The 17,125-nt window shown below is 70.1% G+C and carries 20 protein-coding genes, 1 tRNA gene and 1 riboswitch; of the genes, 9 read left to right on the top strand and 12 right to left on the bottom strand.

Annotated elements, in window-relative coordinates:
* Nucleotides 1–176: 176 nt before the first annotated feature.
* From ACIQ5Y_RS38215 to ACIQ5Y_RS38200, 4 genes are all read right to left on the bottom strand, one after another.
* Nucleotides 177–845, bottom strand: a complete 669-nt coding sequence (locus ACIQ5Y_RS38215) for a DUF1707 domain-containing protein (protein WP_403891601.1) — start codon at nt 843–845, stop codon at nt 177–179.
* Between the two features lie 105 nt (nt 846–950).
* Complete coding sequence (locus tag ACIQ5Y_RS38210; protein WP_403891598.1) at nt 951–1,919, bottom strand: ATP-binding cassette domain-containing protein; 969 nt, start codon at nt 1,917–1,919, stop codon at nt 951–953.
* A 2-nt stretch (nt 1,920–1,921) separates the two neighbouring features.
* Nucleotides 1,922–2,839, bottom strand: coding sequence for an ABC transporter permease (locus ACIQ5Y_RS38205; RefSeq protein WP_403891595.1), 918 nt, complete (start codon nt 2,837–2,839; stop codon nt 1,922–1,924).
* Nucleotides 2,832–3,647 carry an ABC transporter permease gene (locus tag ACIQ5Y_RS38200; RefSeq protein ID WP_403891592.1) on the bottom strand — a complete coding sequence of 272 codons (816 nt, stop codon included), beginning with the start codon at nt 3,645–3,647 and terminating at the stop codon, nt 2,832–2,834. Before ACIQ5Y_RS38200 ends, ACIQ5Y_RS38205 begins: the two co-directional genes overlap by 8 nt.
* Before the next feature lie 177 nt (nt 3,648–3,824).
* Here ACIQ5Y_RS38200 and ACIQ5Y_RS38195 point away from each other — a divergent pair, with 177 nt between their 5' ends.
* Entirely contained in the window at nt 3,825–6,248 is a 2,424-nt protein-coding gene (locus tag ACIQ5Y_RS38195) for a transglycosylase domain-containing protein (protein ID WP_403891589.1), read from the top strand.
* 11 nt (nt 6,249–6,259) lie between these two features.
* Here the strand turns inward: ACIQ5Y_RS38195 and ACIQ5Y_RS38190 are convergent, their stop codons facing one another.
* The 3 genes from ACIQ5Y_RS38190 to ACIQ5Y_RS38180 form a co-directional block, all read right to left on the bottom strand.
* Nucleotides 6,260–6,580: a multidrug efflux SMR transporter gene (locus tag ACIQ5Y_RS38190; protein ID WP_249766201.1), complete on the bottom strand. Its 321-nt coding sequence runs from the start codon at nt 6,578–6,580 to the stop codon at nt 6,260–6,262.
* A 40-nt stretch (nt 6,581–6,620) separates the two neighbouring features.
* Nucleotides 6,621–6,693, bottom strand: a riboswitch (guanidine-III (ykkC-III) riboswitch).
* A gap of 43 nt (nt 6,694–6,736) precedes the next feature.
* Complete coding sequence (locus tag ACIQ5Y_RS38185; RefSeq protein WP_285526381.1) at nt 6,737–7,078, bottom strand: co-chaperone GroES; 342 nt, start codon at nt 7,076–7,078, stop codon at nt 6,737–6,739.
* A gap of 43 nt (nt 7,079–7,121) precedes the next feature.
* Nucleotides 7,122–7,442 (bottom strand): DUF3618 domain-containing protein, encoded by a 321-nt coding sequence (locus tag ACIQ5Y_RS38180; protein WP_403891585.1) that lies wholly within the window; start codon nt 7,440–7,442, stop codon nt 7,122–7,124.
* A gap of 122 nt (nt 7,443–7,564) precedes the next feature.
* Here ACIQ5Y_RS38180 and bcp point away from each other — a divergent pair, with 122 nt between their 5' ends.
* The 4 genes from bcp (at nt 7,565) to ACIQ5Y_RS38160 (ending at nt 9,745) form a co-directional block, all read left to right on the top strand.
* The gene (gene bcp / locus ACIQ5Y_RS38175; RefSeq protein ID WP_403891582.1) at nt 7,565–8,032 is read left to right on the top strand and encodes a thioredoxin-dependent thiol peroxidase; all 468 of its coding nucleotides are present in this window, start codon (nt 7,565–7,567) and stop codon (nt 8,030–8,032) included.
* A 137-nt stretch (nt 8,033–8,169) separates the two neighbouring features.
* A complete protein-coding gene (locus ACIQ5Y_RS38170) occupies nt 8,170–8,793 on the top strand; it encodes an HNH endonuclease (RefSeq protein ID WP_403891579.1) in 624 nt (207 codons plus the stop codon).
* Nucleotides 8,790–9,659, top strand: coding sequence for an HNH endonuclease (locus tag ACIQ5Y_RS38165; protein ID WP_403891576.1), 870 nt, complete (start codon nt 8,790–8,792; stop codon nt 9,657–9,659). The genes ACIQ5Y_RS38170 and ACIQ5Y_RS38165 overlap by 4 nt, the downstream gene beginning before the upstream one ends.
* An 11-nt stretch (nt 9,660–9,670) precedes the next feature.
* Nucleotides 9,671–9,745 (top strand) — tRNA-Leu (locus ACIQ5Y_RS38160).
* Nucleotides 9,746–9,798: 53 nt separating this feature from the next.
* Here the strand turns inward: ACIQ5Y_RS38160 and rdgB are convergent.
* From rdgB to ACIQ5Y_RS38140, 4 genes are all read right to left on the bottom strand, one after another.
* A complete protein-coding gene (gene rdgB, locus ACIQ5Y_RS38155; RefSeq protein WP_403891573.1) occupies nt 9,799–10,416 on the bottom strand; it encodes an RdgB/HAM1 family non-canonical purine NTP pyrophosphatase in 618 nt (205 codons plus the stop codon).
* Nucleotides 10,417–10,424: 8 nt separating this feature from the next.
* Nucleotides 10,425–10,814 carry a hypothetical protein gene (locus ACIQ5Y_RS38150; protein WP_403891570.1) on the bottom strand — a complete coding sequence of 130 codons (390 nt, stop codon included), beginning with the start codon at nt 10,812–10,814 and terminating at the stop codon, nt 10,425–10,427.
* Between the two features lie 90 nt (nt 10,815–10,904).
* Nucleotides 10,905–11,636, bottom strand: coding sequence for a ribonuclease PH (rph, locus tag ACIQ5Y_RS38145; protein ID WP_403891567.1), 732 nt, complete (start codon nt 11,634–11,636; stop codon nt 10,905–10,907).
* A 110-nt stretch (nt 11,637–11,746) separates the two neighbouring features.
* Entirely contained in the window at nt 11,747–11,980 is a 234-nt protein-coding gene (locus tag ACIQ5Y_RS38140) for a glucose PTS transporter subunit EIIB (RefSeq protein WP_008742596.1), read from the bottom strand.
* Between the two features lie 212 nt (nt 11,981–12,192).
* On the opposite strand from ACIQ5Y_RS38140, the gene ACIQ5Y_RS38135 reads away from it, so the two are divergent.
* On the top strand, nt 12,193–13,506 hold the full coding sequence (locus tag ACIQ5Y_RS38135) for a PTS transporter subunit EIIC (RefSeq protein ID WP_403891564.1): 1,314 nt from the start codon (nt 12,193–12,195) through the stop codon (nt 13,504–13,506).
* Nucleotides 13,507–13,811: 305 nt separating this feature from the next.
* Nucleotides 13,812–15,080, top strand: coding sequence for a PTS transporter subunit EIIC (locus ACIQ5Y_RS38130; RefSeq protein ID WP_403891561.1), 1,269 nt, complete (start codon nt 13,812–13,814; stop codon nt 15,078–15,080).
* A gap of 81 nt (nt 15,081–15,161) precedes the next feature.
* Here the strand turns inward: ACIQ5Y_RS38130 and ACIQ5Y_RS38125 are convergent, their stop codons facing one another.
* Nucleotides 15,162–15,914, bottom strand: coding sequence for an MBL fold metallo-hydrolase (locus tag ACIQ5Y_RS38125; protein WP_403891558.1), 753 nt, complete (start codon nt 15,912–15,914; stop codon nt 15,162–15,164).
* A 195-nt stretch (nt 15,915–16,109) separates the two neighbouring features.
* On the opposite strand from ACIQ5Y_RS38125, the gene ACIQ5Y_RS38120 reads away from it, so the two are divergent.
* Both ACIQ5Y_RS38120 and ACIQ5Y_RS38115 read left to right on the top strand, forming a co-directional pair.
* Nucleotides 16,110–16,532 (top strand): hypothetical protein, encoded by a 423-nt coding sequence (locus tag ACIQ5Y_RS38120; RefSeq protein ID WP_403891556.1) that lies wholly within the window; start codon nt 16,110–16,112, stop codon nt 16,530–16,532.
* On the top strand, nt 16,529–16,891 hold the full coding sequence (locus ACIQ5Y_RS38115) for a DUF488 domain-containing protein (RefSeq protein ID WP_403891553.1): 363 nt from the start codon (nt 16,529–16,531) through the stop codon (nt 16,889–16,891). The genes ACIQ5Y_RS38120 and ACIQ5Y_RS38115 overlap by 4 nt, the downstream gene beginning before the upstream one ends.
* The last annotated feature ends 234 nt before the right edge of the window (nt 16,892–17,125 follow it).

Genomic DNA, 17,125 nt, shown 5'->3' with positions numbered 1-17,125 from the left:
AGGACGAGGAGACACTCCGGAGGGCCCCCGCCCCAACCCGGCCGGTCCCGCCCAAGGACACCACCCAGCCCCGCCGGCGTTTGAGGCGCGGGGGCGCGGGGGCGGAGCCCCCGGAACGGCGCCGCACCCGGCAAAACCACGCCACCCCGCGGGAGGCGCGCGGCAGCGGAACCCGGCTACAGCTCCTTGCGGAGCGACGGGCCCTTCGGACGCTTCGGCGACTTCACCTTGATCCCCACCCCGCCCCAGAACGCGAAGCCCGTCACGATCACCCGCGGCGCGTCCGGGTCCACCGGCTCGCCGCCGTACCGCTGGTCGAAGCCGCCCATGATGCCGATGCCCCGTACGTCGACGGCCACGCCCGGCGGCACCGTGATCTCGACACCGCCCATGATCGCGATGCAGTTGATCACCACCTCCCGCTGCGCGAAGTCCGCCTCGCGCAGGTCCAGCTCCCCGCCGCCCCAGAACGCCACCGCGTCGAAGCGGGCCGGCACCGTCCACCGGCCCTTGCGCTGGAAGCCCGACATGATCGCCACGGCGGTCGTGGACGTGCCCGTACCACCGATCCGGGCCGGCCACCCCGAGCCCCCGGCCATCGGCGCGGGCCGGGCCGAAGCCGAAGGCGACGTCGATCCCGCCACCGCCGGCAAGTCCCGCGTCAGGGGTTCGAGTTCCGCGTACGTCCGCGACTTGTACGCCGCCTCCAGCCGCTCCTCGAACTCCTCCATGTCGAGCCGGCCCTCCGCGAGGCCGTCCCGCAGGCGCTCCACCACCCGCTCGCGGTCGGCATCGGACGCCCTCAGCTCCGGCAACGGCCTCTCCGGCCGCTCGTCGTCACTCATGCGCACCAGACTATGCAGGGATCGGCGCCAGTTGTATGGGGTGGACCCGGAGTTGTACCCGGAGGCCGACCCCGGGTTTCCCCCTACTCGCCGCCCGGGGAGACCTCATCCCCGCCCCGCGTACATCCGCGCGATCACGTCCTCGATGTCCGGCTCCCGCACCGACAGGTCCACCAGCGGGTACTCCGCCGCCACCGCCGCCACCAGCGGCGCCGCCGAAGCCCCCGCCGGGAACGCCAGCCACTGCCGCGGACCCTCCACCTTCACCACCCTCGCGCCCGCCACCTCGATCGGCGCGAACTCCCGCTCCAGGTCGACCACCAGGGTCCGCTCGGCCTCCGCCACCGAACCCGCCGCGTGCAGCCCGCCCAGCGGGCCGTCGTACATCAGGCGCCCGTGGTCGATCACCATCACGCGCTCACACAACTGCTCGATGTCCTGGAGGTCGTGCGTCGTCAACAGCACCGTCGTACCGAGCTCCTCGTTCAACTGCCGCAGGAAGCCCCGCACCTTCGCCTTGCTCACCACGTCCAGGCCGATCGTCGGCTCGTCCAGGTACAGCACGTCCGGATCGTGCAGCAGCGCCGCCGCGATGTCCCCCCGCATCCGCTGCCCCAGCGACAGCTGCCGCACCGGTACGTCCAGCAGCTCCGCCAGGTCCAGCCGCTCCACGCAGCGCTCCAGGTTCGACCGGTACCGCGCCTCCGGGATCCGGTACATCCGCCGCATCAGCCCGTACGAGTCCTTCAGCGGCAGGTCCCACCACAGCGTGGTCCGCTGCCCGAACACCACCCCGATCCGGTGCGCCAGCCGCATCCGCTCCCGCGCCGGATCGATGCCCGCGACGCGCAGCCGCCCGCCGCTCGGCGTCAGGATCCCCGTCAGCATCTTGATCGTCGTCGACTTCCCGGCGCCGTTCGGCCCGATGTAGCCGACCACCTCCCCGCGCGCCACCTCGAAACTGATCCCGTCCACCGCCCTGACCTGGCGTTTCTCCCGGCGCAGCGGGCCCACCCGACGCCGTACGTCGAAGACCTTCTCGACCCCGTCCAATGAGATCAGCACATCCCGCACAGCTAGCTCCCCGTACTCCGGTACGAACGGACACCCGCACGCCACGCCAGCGACGCGGGCAGGAACACCACGAAGGCCACCAGCGGGCTCAGGTACGCCACCCACCCCGGCAGACCCAGCGGATCGGGCCGCCCCAGCACGTACAGCGCCGGCAGCCAGTTGACGAAGGACAGCGGCACGATGAAGGTCACCGCGCGCAGCAGGTCCTTCGCGAACACCGTCGGCGGGTACTGCAGCATCGTGTTCCCGCCGTACGTGAAGGAGTTCTGCACCTCCGCCGCGTCCCCCGCCAGGAACTGGAACGCCGCCCCCGCCACCATCACGGCGCCGAAGATCCCCGCCCCCGCCACGATCATCACCGGCACCAGCAGCACCTTGCCCGCGGTCCAGTCCACCCGCTCGGACAGCTCCCACAGCCCCCAGCCCAGCACCCCCAGCCCCTGCGCCACCCGCCCCAGCCTGCGCAGCGCGAACCGGTCCGCCGCCACCTGCGCGAGCACCGGCACCGGACGCACCAGCATCGTGTCCAGCGACCCGTCGCGGATCCGGACGCCGATCCGGTCCGTATTGCCGATCAGCAGGTCCGCCAGACCCAGGGAGGCCGACGAGGTCCCGTACAGCAAGGCGATCTCGGGCAGCGTGAAACCGCCCAGCACGTCCACGTGGGAGAACATGATGTAGATCGCGACGAAGTCCAGGAGGGTGATCGCCGCGTTCCCGAAGGCCGACAGGAGGAAGGACGTCCGGTACGTCATCGTCGACCGGATCCACATCGCCACGATCAGCCCGTAGCCCCGCACCCCCTCCACCGCCCGGCCGCGCCGCCGCGACTCCTCGGGCGGGGAAGCCGTCGCGGCCCGCCCCGGCTCCGGGTCGCGCCTCGGCTCCGGCTCCCGTTCCACCAGCGCCGTCTCAGCCACCCTGCACCACCACCTTGCGCGTCGCCGCCGACTGCAACACCCGCCCCACGCCCAGCAGTACGAGCGCCCAGCAGGCCTGGAACCCCAACGCCCGCACCACGCTCCCGGCCCCCGCGTGCCTGCCCATCAGCACGTCGACCGGGACCTGCAGGATCGCCGACCACGGCAGCACCCGCACGAACTCGCCGAAACCGCCCGGGAAGACGGTCAGCGGCAGCAGCATCCCCGAGAAGAAGATCGCGACCACGGTGGCCACCAGGTTGATCCCCGACCCGTCCATCAGCCAGAACGCCATCAACCCCAGCAGGTAGCGCACCGCGAAACTCACCACCAGGCCGAGCCCGACCGACACCAGGAACAGCGCCCAGCGCACCGGATCGGCGGGCAGCGCCAGCGTGAAGACCAGGGAGCCCGCCACCAGCGGCAGCACCCCGCGCCCCACCAGCTGGAAGCCCGCCCGGCCCATGTCCGAGGCCAGCCACCACATCTGAAGGTCCGCCGGCCGGTACAGGTCGACCGCGATGTCACCCGTACGGACGCGCTCCTGGATCTCCTCCTGGAAGCCGCCGCCGAACAACGCCCCGGCCGCCAAAAGCCCCTGGCTCACCCACACGAAGGTCAGGGCCTGCGCCTGGTCGTACCCCCCGAGACCGGGGCGCTCGTCCCACAACGCGATGTACGTGTACGCGAGGATGAAACCGAACACGGTGTTGGTGAACACCCCGGCCGCCGTCGCCGTCCCGTACGTGGCGTAGCGCCGGAACCCGCCCGCGGCCACCGCCAGGTAGAGGCCCACTCGCTGACGCACCGTATCCCTCCGTTTCCCACGTCGTTCCTACGTCGGCCAAAGCGCGCGAGCTTAGTGCGGAGGGGCGATCCACGCGACCGATTTACGCCCGTCCGGAGCGGAATCACCGGCCATCGGGTAGACACAATGAGGTACAGAAGTGGATATTTCGAACGGCGGCAAGGAGAGTCCCCGGAGATGAGCGACCAGTCACCACCCCCGGGCTGGACCCCTCGCGACCCGGACTCCCCCGACGGACGGCAGCAGCCACGACCCCAGCCACCACGAGCGCAGAAGCCCGGCCGCAAGCGCGGCCGGGAACCCCGCCGCCAACGCTCCGGCCTGCGACGCCTCGTCCCCACCTGGCGCATGCTCCTGGGCGGCGTACTCCTGCTCGCCCTGCTGCTCGGCGGCGCCCTCGTCGCCGGCTACCTGCTCGTCGACATCCCGCCGGCCAACTCCGCCGCCACCGCCCAGTCCAACGTGTACCTCTACTCCGACGGCACCCAGCTCGCCCGCGACGGCGAGGTCAACCGCGTCAACGTCCCGCTCTCCCAGATCCCCCGGACCGTCCAGGAAGCCGTACTCGCCGCCGAGGACCGGGACTTCTACTCCGAGCGGGCGGTGGACCCGAAGGCGATGCTCCGCGCCGCCTGGAACACGGCCACCGGCAAGGGCACCCAGTCCGGCTCCACCATCACCCAGCAGTACGTCAAGAACTACTACCTGGGCCAGGAACAGACCATCAAACGCAAGGTCAAGGAGTTCTTCATCGCGATCAAACTCGGTCGCGAGAAGTCGAAGGACTACATCCTCGAGGGCTACCTCAACACCAGCTACTTCGGCCGCAACGCCTACGGCATCCAGGCCGCCGCCCAGGCCTACTACGGCAAGGACGTCGGCAAACTCAGCACCGCCGAGGGCGCCTACCTCGCCACCCTCCTCAACTCCCCCAGCGCCTTCGACGTCGTCTCCCACCCCCAGGGCCGCGACCGCGCCCTCGCCCGCTGGAACTACGTACTCGACGGCATGGTCAAGAAGAACTGGATGCCCGCCGCCGAACGCGCCGCCACCCGCTTCCCCGAACCGGGCAAGGTCCGCCCCGCAGCCGGACTCTCCGGGCAGCGCGGCTACCTCGTCGAAGCCATCAAGGACTACATCACCGACAACAAGATCCTCGACGAGAAGACCCTCGCCGAGGGCGGCTACCGGATCACCACCACCATCGACAAGCGCCGCCAGAACGCCTTCGTGGACGCCGTCAACGCCCAGGTCATCAGCAAGCTCGAACCGGAAACGCGCAAGGCCGACCGCTACGTACGCGCCGGAGGCGTCTCCATCGACCCCTCCAACGGCAAGGTCGTCGCCATGTACGGCGGCATCGACTACACCAAGCAGTTCGTGAACAACGCGACCCGCCACGACTACCAGGTCGCCTCCACCTTCAAGCCGTTCGTCTTCGCGGCCGCCGTCGAGAACGACTCCCGCACCCAGGACGGCCGCCGCATCACCCCGTACACGATCTACAACGGCGACAACAAGCGCCGAGTCGTCGGCAGCCGGGTCCCCTACGCCCCCGAGAACGAGGGCCAGGTCTCCTACGGCAACATCACCGTCAACACCGCCACCGACCTCTCCGTCAACGCCGTCTTCGCCCAGATGGTCGTCGACGTCGGCACGGTGAAGGTCAAGAAGACCGCCGTCGACCTCGGCATCCCCGAGAACACCCCGAACTTCGTGCTGGGCCCGGCCATGGCCCTGGGCACCCTCCAGGCCAGCGTCCTCGACATGACCCAGGCGTACGCGACCCTCGCCGACCACGGCCACCGCACCCCGTACACCTTCCTGGAGAAGATCACCAAGGAGGACGACACCATCGGCCTCCCCGACCGCCCCCGCACCCAGGCCGTCAGCCGCGAATCCGCCGACACCACCACGTCCATGCTGGTCAGCGTCGTCGACAACGGCACCGGCACCGCGGCCCTCGCCGCCGGCCACCCGGCCGCCGGCAAGACCGGCACCGCCGAGCTGGACCGCTCGGCCTGGTTCGCCGCCTACACCCCGAACCTGGTCACGGTGGTCGCGATGATGGGCCAGGACCCGGACACCGGAACCCTCGAATCCCTCTACGGCGCCCTCGGCGAAGCACGCATCGGCGGAGGCGGCTACCCGGCCCGCATCTGGGCCGCCTACACGAAGACGGCCCTGGAGGGCACCGACCCCGAGGACTTCGACCTCGAACTCCAGCCGGGCGCGGTCCCGCCCCCGCCCTCCCCCAGCTTCGAGCCGACCTCACCGGAGGAAACCCCGGAGGAACCCTCCCCGACCCGCCCCGGCCGCCCGAACCGGCCGAGCCCTCCCGGCGGGCAGAACAACGGCGGCCAGAACCAGGGGGGCCAGAACAACGGCGGGCAGAACAACGGCGGCCAGAACCAGGGAGGCCAAACCAACAACGGGCAGACCAACAACGGCCAGAACAACGGCGGCACCACCCAGGGCGACCAGGGCGGCACCACCGCGGGCACCCAGGGCACCGACGCGGGCACGGGAACGGGCGCGGACGCGGGAACGGGCGCCGGAGCCGCGGGCCGCCGCCCGCCGCCCTCCGCGTTCCTGGAATGACCGGACGCCCTCTAATGCCCCGAGGTGGCCTTCAGCCCCACCACGGCCACCAGCAGCAGGCTGATGAAGAAGATCCGGGCGGCGGTGACGGGCTCACCCAGTACCGCCATACCGAGCACGGCCGCACCCGCGGCACCGATGCCCACCCACACCCCGTACGCGGTACCGATGGGCAGGGTCTTCGCGGCGTACGACAGCAGCACCATGCTGGCCACGATCCCGGCACCCGTGAACACACTGGGCCACAGCCGGGTGAAACCCTCGGTGAACTTCATGCCGATCGACCAGCCGACCTCAAGCAGACCGGCGACGAGAAGAAGAACCCATGCCATGACGGCACCTCCGGGACGACGAGACATCGAGCGGTACGGGGGTGCGTCGTCTTGTCATTGACCCGGTACGGCGCGTCTCGTCGGGGTTCTCCTCCACCGTAGCAAAGGGACACGAAAGGGGCCGGTGATCTCGATCACCGGCCCCTCGGGCTTCGCTTACAGGTACAACCCGGTGGAGTCCTCCGACCCCTCCAGCCGCTCCGCGGCCACCGCGTGCAGGTCCCGCTCGCGCATCAGCACGTACGTCGCCCCCCGCACCTCGACCTCCGCCCGGTCCTCGGGGTCGTACAGCACCCGGTCGCCCGGCTCGACGGACCGTACGTTCTGCCCGACCGCGACCACCTCGGCCCAGGCCAGCCGCTTGCCGACCGCGGCCGTCGCCGGAATCAGGATGCCGCCGCCCGAGCGGCGCTCGCCCTCCGGCAGGTCGGACTTCACGAGCACGCGGTCGTGGAGCATGCGGATGGGCAGCTTGTCGTGGGTGGTGTTCTCGCTCACGCCTCGAACTTACCTGCCCGCGCCCACCCTGTACTCCGGAGGGTCATCCCCGCTTGCGGCGCGCCGACACCACGATCAGCCCGACCAGCCCCACGGCGACCAGCGCGATGGGCACGATCCGGTCGACGCGCGGAGCCCCGTTCTCGTCGCGCAGCCCCGCCTGCACATCGCTGACGCACCGGTTCACGGCGGCGAAGGCACGCCCGGCGGTGTGGTCGACGGTCGAGGCGACCCTGGCCTTCGCGTCCCCGATGATCGTGCTCGGGTGCATCCGCACGCCGATCTCGTCGAGCGTCTCGGCGAGCTGCTCGCGGCGGCGGACGATGTCCGCCTCGATCTGTGCGGGGGTCCTGGCTTCCGGCACCGCGCTGCCTCCGTCGTCGTTTCGTCGTCGTGTCCCGCATGGGGCGTAGCGCCCCATGGACTCATCGTCAGCTTAGTCTCGTTCCATAACGATGCTGGTGCCCTCCCGAGGAGACTGTTGACATGAGCGAGCGACTGCAGCCGGGCGACACCGCCCCCGCCTTCACCCTGCCCGACGCGGACGGCAACGAGGTCTCGCTCGCCGACCACAAGGGCCGCAAGGTGATCGTGTACTTCTACCCGGCGGCCCTCACCCCGGGCTGCACGAAGCAGGCCTGCGACTTCACGGACAACCTGGACGTGCTGGCCACGGCCGGCTACGACGTGATCGGCGTGTCCCCGGACAAGCCGGAGAAGCTGGCGAAGTTCCGCGAGCAGGAACACCTGAAGGTCACCCTGGTCGGCGACCCGGAGAAGGAGACGCTGGCCGCGTACGGCGCGTTCGGCGAGAAGAAGCTGTACGGCAAGACGGTGACCGGGGTCATCCGCTCCACGGTGGTCGTGGACGAGGAGGGCAAGGTGGAACACGCCTTCTACAACGTCAAGGCCACGGGCCACGTAGCCAAGATCATCAAGGACCTGGGCATCTGAGCCCACCTCCCGCCGGACCGGCCCGCACCCGATGGGGTGCGGGTCGCCGCGTTTATCGGACGAGATTTCCCGTGACCGTCCGACTATCGGTTCGTTACTCCGTGCGAGGGCCGCATGTGCGGCCGATAGGGGGAGTGATGGCAGTCCGATACACCCGTGAGCTATTGGAAGCCGCAGCCCGCGAGACGAACAATTGGGACGACGCCGTCAGGTGGTGCGGCGGCACGCCGACCAACGGCAGCCGGCGCTATCTGCGGGCGAAGATGCGGGAGGCGGGAATCGACTGTTCCCACTTCCCCACGAAGTGGGCACGCCATACGGAGGAGCGGCTTCGGCACCTGGTGGCCGAGTCCACGTCCATCTCGGAGGTGGTCGGCCGCCTCGGCATCAGCAACGTCGGCGGGAACCAGGCACACATCGCACGGCGGATCGCGGCTCTCGGCATCGACACCTCGCACTTCGTCGCAGCCCGGAGGCGACCCAAGGGCGCTCTGGGACCGGCCCTCACGGTCAGGGATCCGCAGGACGGCAGGATTCCCGGTGTACGCCTACGACGAGAGCTGCTGAAAGTCGGGGTTCACGAGGTATGCGACGAGTGCGGCGTCGGCCCGGTATGGAACGGCAGGCCGCTCAAGCACGAGGTCGATCACATCAACGGCGACTGGTGGGACAACCGACGTGAAAACCTCCGCCTCTTGTGCCCCAATTGCCACGCGGCCACTGACACGTACCGCGGTCGCAAGGCGAGGCGGGCAGCATGAGCAAGGTCGGGTACACGCGGGATCTGCTGACCCGAACCGCGCCGCAGGCCACCAGCCTGGTGGACCTCATGAGGCTTCTCGACACCCCGCTCCTGGCCGGCCCTCGCCGATACCTGCGGGACAGGCTGGCCCACTACGGCATCGACACGTCTCACTTCGTCGACGAGCCGCTCCCTGAACGGATCCGGCAGCACTACACGGAGGAGCGGCTCCGGGACGCGGCCGCCCACACGGACAGCATCGAGGGGATGCTCGCCTACATGGGCGTCGAGCCGTACAACAGTGCCCGCACCCATATCGCCAAGCTCGTCGACCGGTTCGGGATAGACACCTCGCACTTCCCCCGCCGGGACGTCCCTTCGTCGCGCCGTCTCTTCGACCTGGAGGAGATCGGACCTGCGGTCGCCGACTCGCAGAGCATGGCGGGGGTCATGCGTGCACTCGGCCGCCACCCGCTCGACAGTGCCGGCCGCGCCAGAGCCAGGCGGAGCATCGAGGAATACGGTCTGTCGACAGAGCACTTCACCGGCCAAGGTCACACCATCGGCCGCCCCTCTCCCTCGCGCATGCCCTCGTCGGAGATCCTGAAGCGACTCGAGCCGGGCTCCGCGCGCACCAAGACGGCGATGCTGCGTCGAGCCCTGGATGACCTCGGAGTGCCGCATGTATGCGCGGAGTGCGGGACAGGGGATGTGTGGCGCGGGCGACGGCTCGTCTTGGAGATCGACCACGTGAACGGTGACCGGCTGGACAACCGTCGGGAGAACCTCCGCTATTTGTGCCCCTCCTGCCACAGCCAGACTCCGACCTTCGCCAAGCGATCAAGGACGGTCATCCCATCGCAACGACCTGCCGTCGACCAGTAAGCTGAGCGCGCGGGTCCGTACCCCAGCTGGCCAGAGGGCGCCGGTTTAGGTCCGGTGTGTCGTGGGTTCGAGTCCCACCGGGCCCACAGCAACGGCCGGTCATCTCGTACGAGGTGACCGGCCGTCGGCGTACCCGGGCTCAGCCCAGCAACGCCCGGACGAACGGCACCAGCGCCCGGAACGCCTGCCCCCGGTGGGAGATCGCGTTCTTCTCCGCCGCCGTCAGCTCCGCGCAGGTGCGGGACTCGCCCAGGGGCTGGAGGATCGGGTCGTAGCCGAAGCCGCCCGTCCCGGAGGGGGTGTGGCGCAGGGTGCCCAGGAGGCGGCCTTCGACCACGCGTTCCGTGCCGTCCGGGAGGGCCAGGGCCGCCGCGCAGAAGAAGTGGGCGCTGCGGTGTTCGTCGGCGATGTCGCCGAGCTGGGCCAGGAGGAGGTCGAGGTTCGCCCGGTCGTCGCCGTGCCGGCCGGCCCAGCGGGCGGAGAAGATGCCCGGGGCGCCGTGCAGGACGTCCACGCAGAGGCCCGAGTCGTCGGCGATCGCCGGGAGGCCGGTGGCCTGGGCCAGGGCGTGGGCCTTGAGGAGGGCGTTCTCGGCGAAGGTGACGCCGGTTTCCTTGACGTCCGGGATCTCCGGGTACGCGTCCGCGCCGACCAGCTCGTGCGGCAGGCCGGCGGCGGACAGGATGGCGTGGAGTTCGGTGACCTTGCCCGCGTTGCGGGTGGCCAGGATCAGGCGGGGAGCGGGCGTGGAGGACATGCGCCCCATTATCCCGGGGTGCAGACCTTCGAGAGTTCGGAGGCGGCGTCGGCGACCGGCGTGATGTCCGGGGTCGGGTTGCCCTGGTCGATGGCGGTGCGGACGTTCTTGACGGCCGTGTTCATCGAGCTGATGGCCTTGCTCAGGTCGGCGTTGTCCGTCTGGTCGCCGATCTTCTTCAGGTTCGTCTCGATCTGGTTGAGCGCGTTCTGGGCGTCCTGCGGGCTGTTGCCCGCGTTGGAGACCGCCTGCTGGAGGTCGTTCGCGCCGTCCGTGATGGCGACCGCCGTGTTGGCGCAGTCCATCGCCGTGGAGATCGCGTCACAGGAGGTGAGGGCGGGGACGGTGAGGGCGGCGGCCAGCGCCACGGCCGCTATGCGGTGCTTGCGGAGCTTCATGTTTCTGGTCCCCCAGGGGTGTGGATACGTGGACGGGCGCGCGGCTTCGACACCGTGCGCCCGTACCCTGCCAGACGCGGAACCGGACGCCTACAGTTCCAGCTGCAGCGCGCTGAGCTGGATGGCCTGGAGGTCCGCGCAGCCGCCGGCGGCGAGGTCCAGGAGGGCGTTGAGTTCCTTGCGGTCGAAGGGCTCGCCCTCGGCCGTGCCCTGGACCTCGACGAAGCGGCCGTCGCCGGTGCAGACCACGTTCATGTCGGTCTCGGCGCGCACGTCCTCCTCGTAGCAGAGGTCGAGGAGGGGGACGCCGTCGACGATGCCGACGCTGACGGCGGCGACGGTGTCGGTGAGGGGCTTGCGGCCGGCCTTGATGAGCTTCTTCTTCTGGCCCCAGGCGATGGCGTCGGCGAGGGCGACGTAGGCGCCGGTGATGGCGGCGGTTCGGGTGCCGCCGTCGGCCTGGAGGACGTCGCAGTCCAGGACGATGGTGTTCTCGCCGAGGGCCTTGTAGTCGATCACGGCGCGCAGCGAGCGGCCGATGAGGCGGGAGATCTCGTGGGTGCGGCCGCCGATCTTGCCGCGGACGGATTCGCGGTCGCCGCGGGTGTTGGTGGAGCGGGGCAGCATCGAGTACTCGGAGGTGACCCAGCCTTCGCCGCTGCCCTTGCGCCAGCGCGGGACGCCTTCGGTGAAGGAGGCGGTGCAGAAGACCTTGGTGTCTCCGAAGGAGATGAGGACGGAGCCCTCGGCGTGCTTGCTCCATCCGCGTTCGAGGGTGACCGGGCGGAGCTGTTCGGGCGTGCGGCCGTCGATGCGAGACATGGCGCCGAGCCTAGTCGGTGCGGGGGAACGGCGAAGACCCCGTTCGGGTGCGTGCGGCATCCGTACGGGGTCCTCGGGGGTGCTTCAGTGCGCCCGGCTCACGCGCAGGCTCACATCATGTCTTCGATGTCCGCGGCGATCGGGTCGGCGTCGGTGCCGATGACGACCTGGATGGCGGTGCCCATCTTCACGACGCCGTGGGCGCCGGCGGCCTTGAGGGCGGCTTCGTCGACGAGGTCGGGGTTGACGACCTCGGTGCGCAGGCGCGTGATGCAGCCTTCGACCTCTTCGATGTTCTCGATACCGCCGAGCCCGGCGACGATCTTCTCAGCCTTGGTGGCCATGTGTTTCTCCCTGAGTCATACGAAGAACGAGTCTCGGCGGCACCGGTGCGGTCCGTTTCGTCACCGTAACGCACGGTTGGCCCATCTTCGCGAGCGCGCGTCCACTACCTGCCGAATCATGATGATCAGCAGCCGCCTGCCCACAACTGGTCTACACCAGTGTGCCGCACGTGCCGCGACAGCCAAAAACGGGCCGGTCAGGGAGGATGCCGATGAGCGCGAGCAGTGCCGCGGGAGCGCCGCGGGCGAAGCCACGGGCGCAGTGGTGGAACAGCCTGTTCCAGGGGCTGCAGAAGATGGGGCGGAGCCTCCAGCTCCCGATCGCCGTACTGCCCGCGGCGGGCATCCTCAACCGGCTGGGGCAGCCGGACGTCTTCGGCGCCGAAGGGCTGGGCTGGACCGGCGTCGCCAAGATCATGGCCGGCGCGGGCGGCGCCCTGCTCGACCCCGACCTCGGCCTGCCCCTCCTCTTCTGCATCGGCGTCGCGATCGGCATGGCCAAGAAGGCGGACGGCTCGACCGCCCTCGCGGCGGTGACCGGCTTCCTCGTCTACCGCGGAGTGCTGCACGCGTTCCAGAAGCCGTGCCCCGTGGGGACCAAGGACATCGGCGGCGGCTGCCTGGGGCCGAACGACACGTTCGTCTCGTACACGTACCAGAACCCGGGGGTCTTCGGCGGCATCATCATGGGCCTGCTCGCGGCCTGGTTCTGGCAGCGCTACCACCGGGTGAAGCTGGTGGACTGGCTGGGCTTCTTCAACGGCCGCCGGCTCGTCCCGATCATCATGTCCTTCGTGGCGATCGGCTTCGCCGTGATCTGCCTGTGGGTCTGGCCGCCGGTCGGTGACGCGCTGGAGAGCTTCTCGAACTGGCTGGTGAGCCTGGACTACTGGGGTGCGGGCATCTTCGGCGTCGCGAACCGCGCGCTGCTGGTGATCGGCCTGCACCAGTTCCTGAACGTGCCGGTGTGGTTCCAGTTCGGCAGCTACACCACGCCGGACGGGAAGACGGTGCACGGCGACATCAACATGTTCCTGAACGGCGACCCCAATGCGGGCATGTTCCTCTCCGGCTTCTTCCCGATCATGATGTTCGCCCTCCCGGCGGCGGCCCTGGCCATGGCGCACTGCGCGAAGCCGCTGCGGCGCAAGGAGGTCGGCGGTCTGATGCTGTCGGTGGGTCTGACCTCGTTCGTCACGGGCATCACGGAGCCGCTGGAGTACTCGTTCCTGTTCGTGGCGCCGGCGCTGTACGCGATCCACGCGCTGCTGACGGGCGTGTCGATGGCGGTGACGTGGGCGCTGGGCGTGCACGACGGGTTCAGCTTCTCGGCGGGTCTGATCGACTACGTCATCAACTGGGGGCTGGCGACGAAGCCGTGGCTGATCATCCCGATCGGCCTGGGCTTCGCGGTCGTCTACTACGTGATCTTCCGTTTCGCGATCACGAAGTTCGACATTCCGACGCCGGGTCGGGAGTCGGACGAGGAGATCGCGGCGATGCAGGCGGAGAACACCAAGGCGTAGTCGCGCCCTTGCGGCGAGCGGGCCCTTCGGCCCGTGTTCAAGGCCCTCGGACCACCGGTTCCGGGGGCCTTCGGCATGTCCGGTAACCCGGCGGCCCGGGTGTGGGGCGCCGACACGCCGGATGTGGTGTAGACCACAGGAAATCGAAGGTTCCTTATCTATCCCTCACCGTGCTACAACTGGTCTACACCACGGATTGGTGTAGACCACGTGGGCCGGGGTCCGGCCCCCGGGAGCCCCCTTTCCGAGACGTCGCCTCCCCCCTTCCTTGCCCCTGGCGGCGCCTTGCCCACTGGAGGAACCACATGTCCACAGCGACCGCTGCGGAAAAGAAGAAGGGCGCTGGCGTGATGGCCGTCATGCAGCGCATCGGCCGGAGCCTCATGCTCCCCGTTGCCGTGCTGCCCGCCGGCGCGCTCCTGCTCCGCCTCGGCGCGGGCGACATGCTCGGGAAGGACACCTTCCCCGCCTTCGTGAACAAGATCGCCGGCTATATGGCCGCCGGTGGTGGCGCGATCCTCGACAACATGGCGCTGCTGTTCGCCGTCGGCATCGCGATCGGCTTCGCGAAGAAGTCGGACGGTTCGACCGCGCTGGCCGCCGTCACCGGTTACCTGGTCTTCCAGAAGGTGCTCGCCACCTTCACGGACAGCAACCTCCCGAAGGTCGCCAAGGTCGTCGCGGGCAAGATCGTCGAGGTCGACGCCCCGGTCAACGCCGGTGTCCTCGGCGGTGTCGTGATGGGTGTCATCACGGCCCTGCTGTACCAGAAGTTCTACCGGACCAAGCTGCCGGACTGGGCGGGCTTCTTCGGCGGCCGCCGCCTCGTCCCGATCCTCTCCGCCTTCGCGGGTCTGGTCACCGGCATCGTCTTCGGCCTCATCTGGCCGGTCCTCGGCTCCGGCCTGCACAGCTTCGGTACGTGGCTGACCGGCTCGGGCGCCGTCGGCGCGGGTCTCTTCGGCGTCGCCAACCGCGCGCTGATCCCGATCGGCATGCACCACCTGCTGAACTCCTTCCCGTGGTTCCAGGCCGGCTCCTTCGACACCCCGACCGGCGCCGTCCACGGTGACATCGGCCGCTTCCTCGCCGGTGACCCGACCGCCGGACAGTTCATGACCGGCTTCTTCCCGATCATGATGTTCGCCCTCCCGGCGGCCTGCCTCGCGATCGTCCACTGCGCCCGCCCCGAGCGCCGCAAGGTCGTCGGCGGCATGATGTTCTCCCTCGCGCTCACCGCCTTCGTGACCGGTGTGACCGAGCCGATCGAGTTCACCTTCATGTTCATCGCCCCGGTGCTCTACGCGATCCACGCGGTCCTCACCGGCGTCTCCATGGCGCTGACGTGGGCCCTGGGCATGCGTGACGGCTTCGGCTTCTCCGCCGGCGCGGTCGACTTCCTGCTGAACCTGGGCATCGCCGACAACCCGTGGGGCCTGGCCTGCGTCGGCCTCTGCTTCGCGGCCGTGTACTACTTCGTCTTCCGCTTCGCGATCACGAAGTTCAACCTCCCGACGCCGGGCCGCGAGTCCGACGAGGAGCTCGCCGAGCTGGCGAAGGCCGAGGCCAAGTAGGCCGTACCGCCGCCCGTACGACGAAGCCCCCGCTCTCCCGGAAGGGAGGGCGGGGGCTTCTCGCGTCGCGTACCCGGTGTCTCAGACCTCGTACACGGCGCCCGCGTACGCCAGGTCGACCCGGCCGTCGAAGGCCGCGCGGGCGTCGGCCAGGTTCTGCTCGGGGTCCGTCCACGGCGGGATGTGGGTGAGGACGAGCCGTCCGACACCGCCGGCGTGCGCGTACTCGCCGGCTTCCCGGCCGTTGAGGTGGAGGTCCGGGATGTCCTCCTTGCCGTGTGTGAAGGAGGCCTCGCACAGGAAGAGGTCGGTGCCCTCGGCGAGCCGGGCCAGCTCGGGGCAGCTGCCGGTGTCCCCGGAGTACGTCAGCGAGCGGCCGCCGTGCTCGACGCGGATCCCGTACGCCTCCACGGGGTGGCTCACCCGCTCGGTGCGGACCTGGAACGGGCCGATCTCGAAGGTGCCCGGCTTCAGGGTGCGGAAGTCGAAGACCTCGCTCATCGAGCGCTCGTCGGGGACGTCGTCGTACGCCGTCGTCAGGCGCTTCTCGGTGCCCTCGGGGCCGTAGACGGGGATGGTGCCGCAGCGGCCGCCCTCGTGCCGGTAGAAGCGGGCGACGAAGTACGCGCACATGTCGATGCAGTGGTCTGCGTGCAGATGGCTCAGGAAGATCGCGTCGAGGTCGTAGAGACCGATGTGGCGCTGGAGCTCGCCGAGGGCGCCGTTGCCCATGTCGAGGAGCAGCCGGAAGCCGTCGGCCTCTACGAGGTAGCTCGAACAGGCCGATTCCGCGGACGGGAACGACCCCGAACAGCCGACGACGGTGAGCTTCATGGAGCGTGAACCTCCGAGGACGGTCCGTGGACGGAATGCGGGCCGTGCGTGGGTCGAGCGTAAGGCGCGAATCGGCCGGTCGCTCCTCCGCGGCAGGCCGTTGTGGGGGGAATCACCTGCGCTGTCACCCGGGGGAGCGACGCGGGGCACGGGCGTTGCCGTGCCGGGTGCGGGTGGCGCGGCTACGGTCGAACCATGGACACGTCCTGGTGGCCCGCGGTGGCCGCGGTCGTGGCCGTCGCGCTGGTGGTTCTGGTCGCCGGGCGCCGTCGGCCGGGCGGCCCCCGCAGGTCTCCCCCGGCGCACGGCGCGGGCCCGCCGCCGCATCCGCGGTCGGGCGAGCTGTGGAGGCTGGCGGACGGCCGTACGTGCCTGGTCCTGGCGGCGGAGTCGGTGCGGGGCCACCGGGCGCGGGTCGCGTGGATCACCGGGAAGTACGACGACCGGCGGGCCGGGGTGATCCCGCTGCCGCCGGGGACGCTGCGGGCGCAGGGCCGGGCGAGTTTCCTGGAGGCGGACCGGCCGGCGGAGGTGTCGGTGTGGGAGTTCGCCGAGCGGGTGGGTGTACTGGACCCGGCGATCTGGGACGAGGTCAAGGGACTGGGAGGCGGCCGGTGACACGGGAGCGGGTGATCCGGTTGCGGCGGGTGTACGAGGCGCCGGAGCCGGGAGAGGACGGCGTACGGGTGCTCGTGGACCGGCTGTGGCCGCGGGGGCTGTCGAAGGAGGCGGCGGGTGTGGACGAGTGGCCGAAGGCGGTGACGCCGTCGGCGGAGCTGCGGAAGTGGTTCCACGGGGGTGGCTCCGCGGATGAGTTCCGGGAGCGGTACGAGGCGGAGTTGGCGGAGCCGGGGGCGGCCGCCGAGCTTTCGCGGCTGCGGGGGCTTGCGGACGGCGGCCCGCTGACGCTGCTGACCGCTGTGCGGGACCCTGCGGGGAGCCACGCGGCGATCCTGGCGGAGCACCTGGCAGGCTGACCGGGCCCGCTGCGCGGAGCCACGCGGGCGCCGCCCGCACCCCGCGCCTCGATCGCCGGCGGGGCTGGATTCGGCGGCTGCCGCCCGTCGGGCGCGGCTGAAAGACCTGGGGCTCCGCCCCACACCCCGCTCCTCAAACGCCGGAGGGGCTGGATTTTCGGCTGCTGCCGTCCGCTCGGCGCGGCTGGATTGCCCGGAGGGCAAATTCCAGCCGCGCCGGCGTTTGAGGAGCGG

The organism is Streptomyces sp. NPDC096339, assembly GCF_044762985.1.
GTDB lineage: Bacteria > Actinomycetota > Actinomycetes > Streptomycetales > Streptomycetaceae > Streptomyces.
This window is presented reverse-complemented; position numbering and strand designations above follow the sequence as displayed.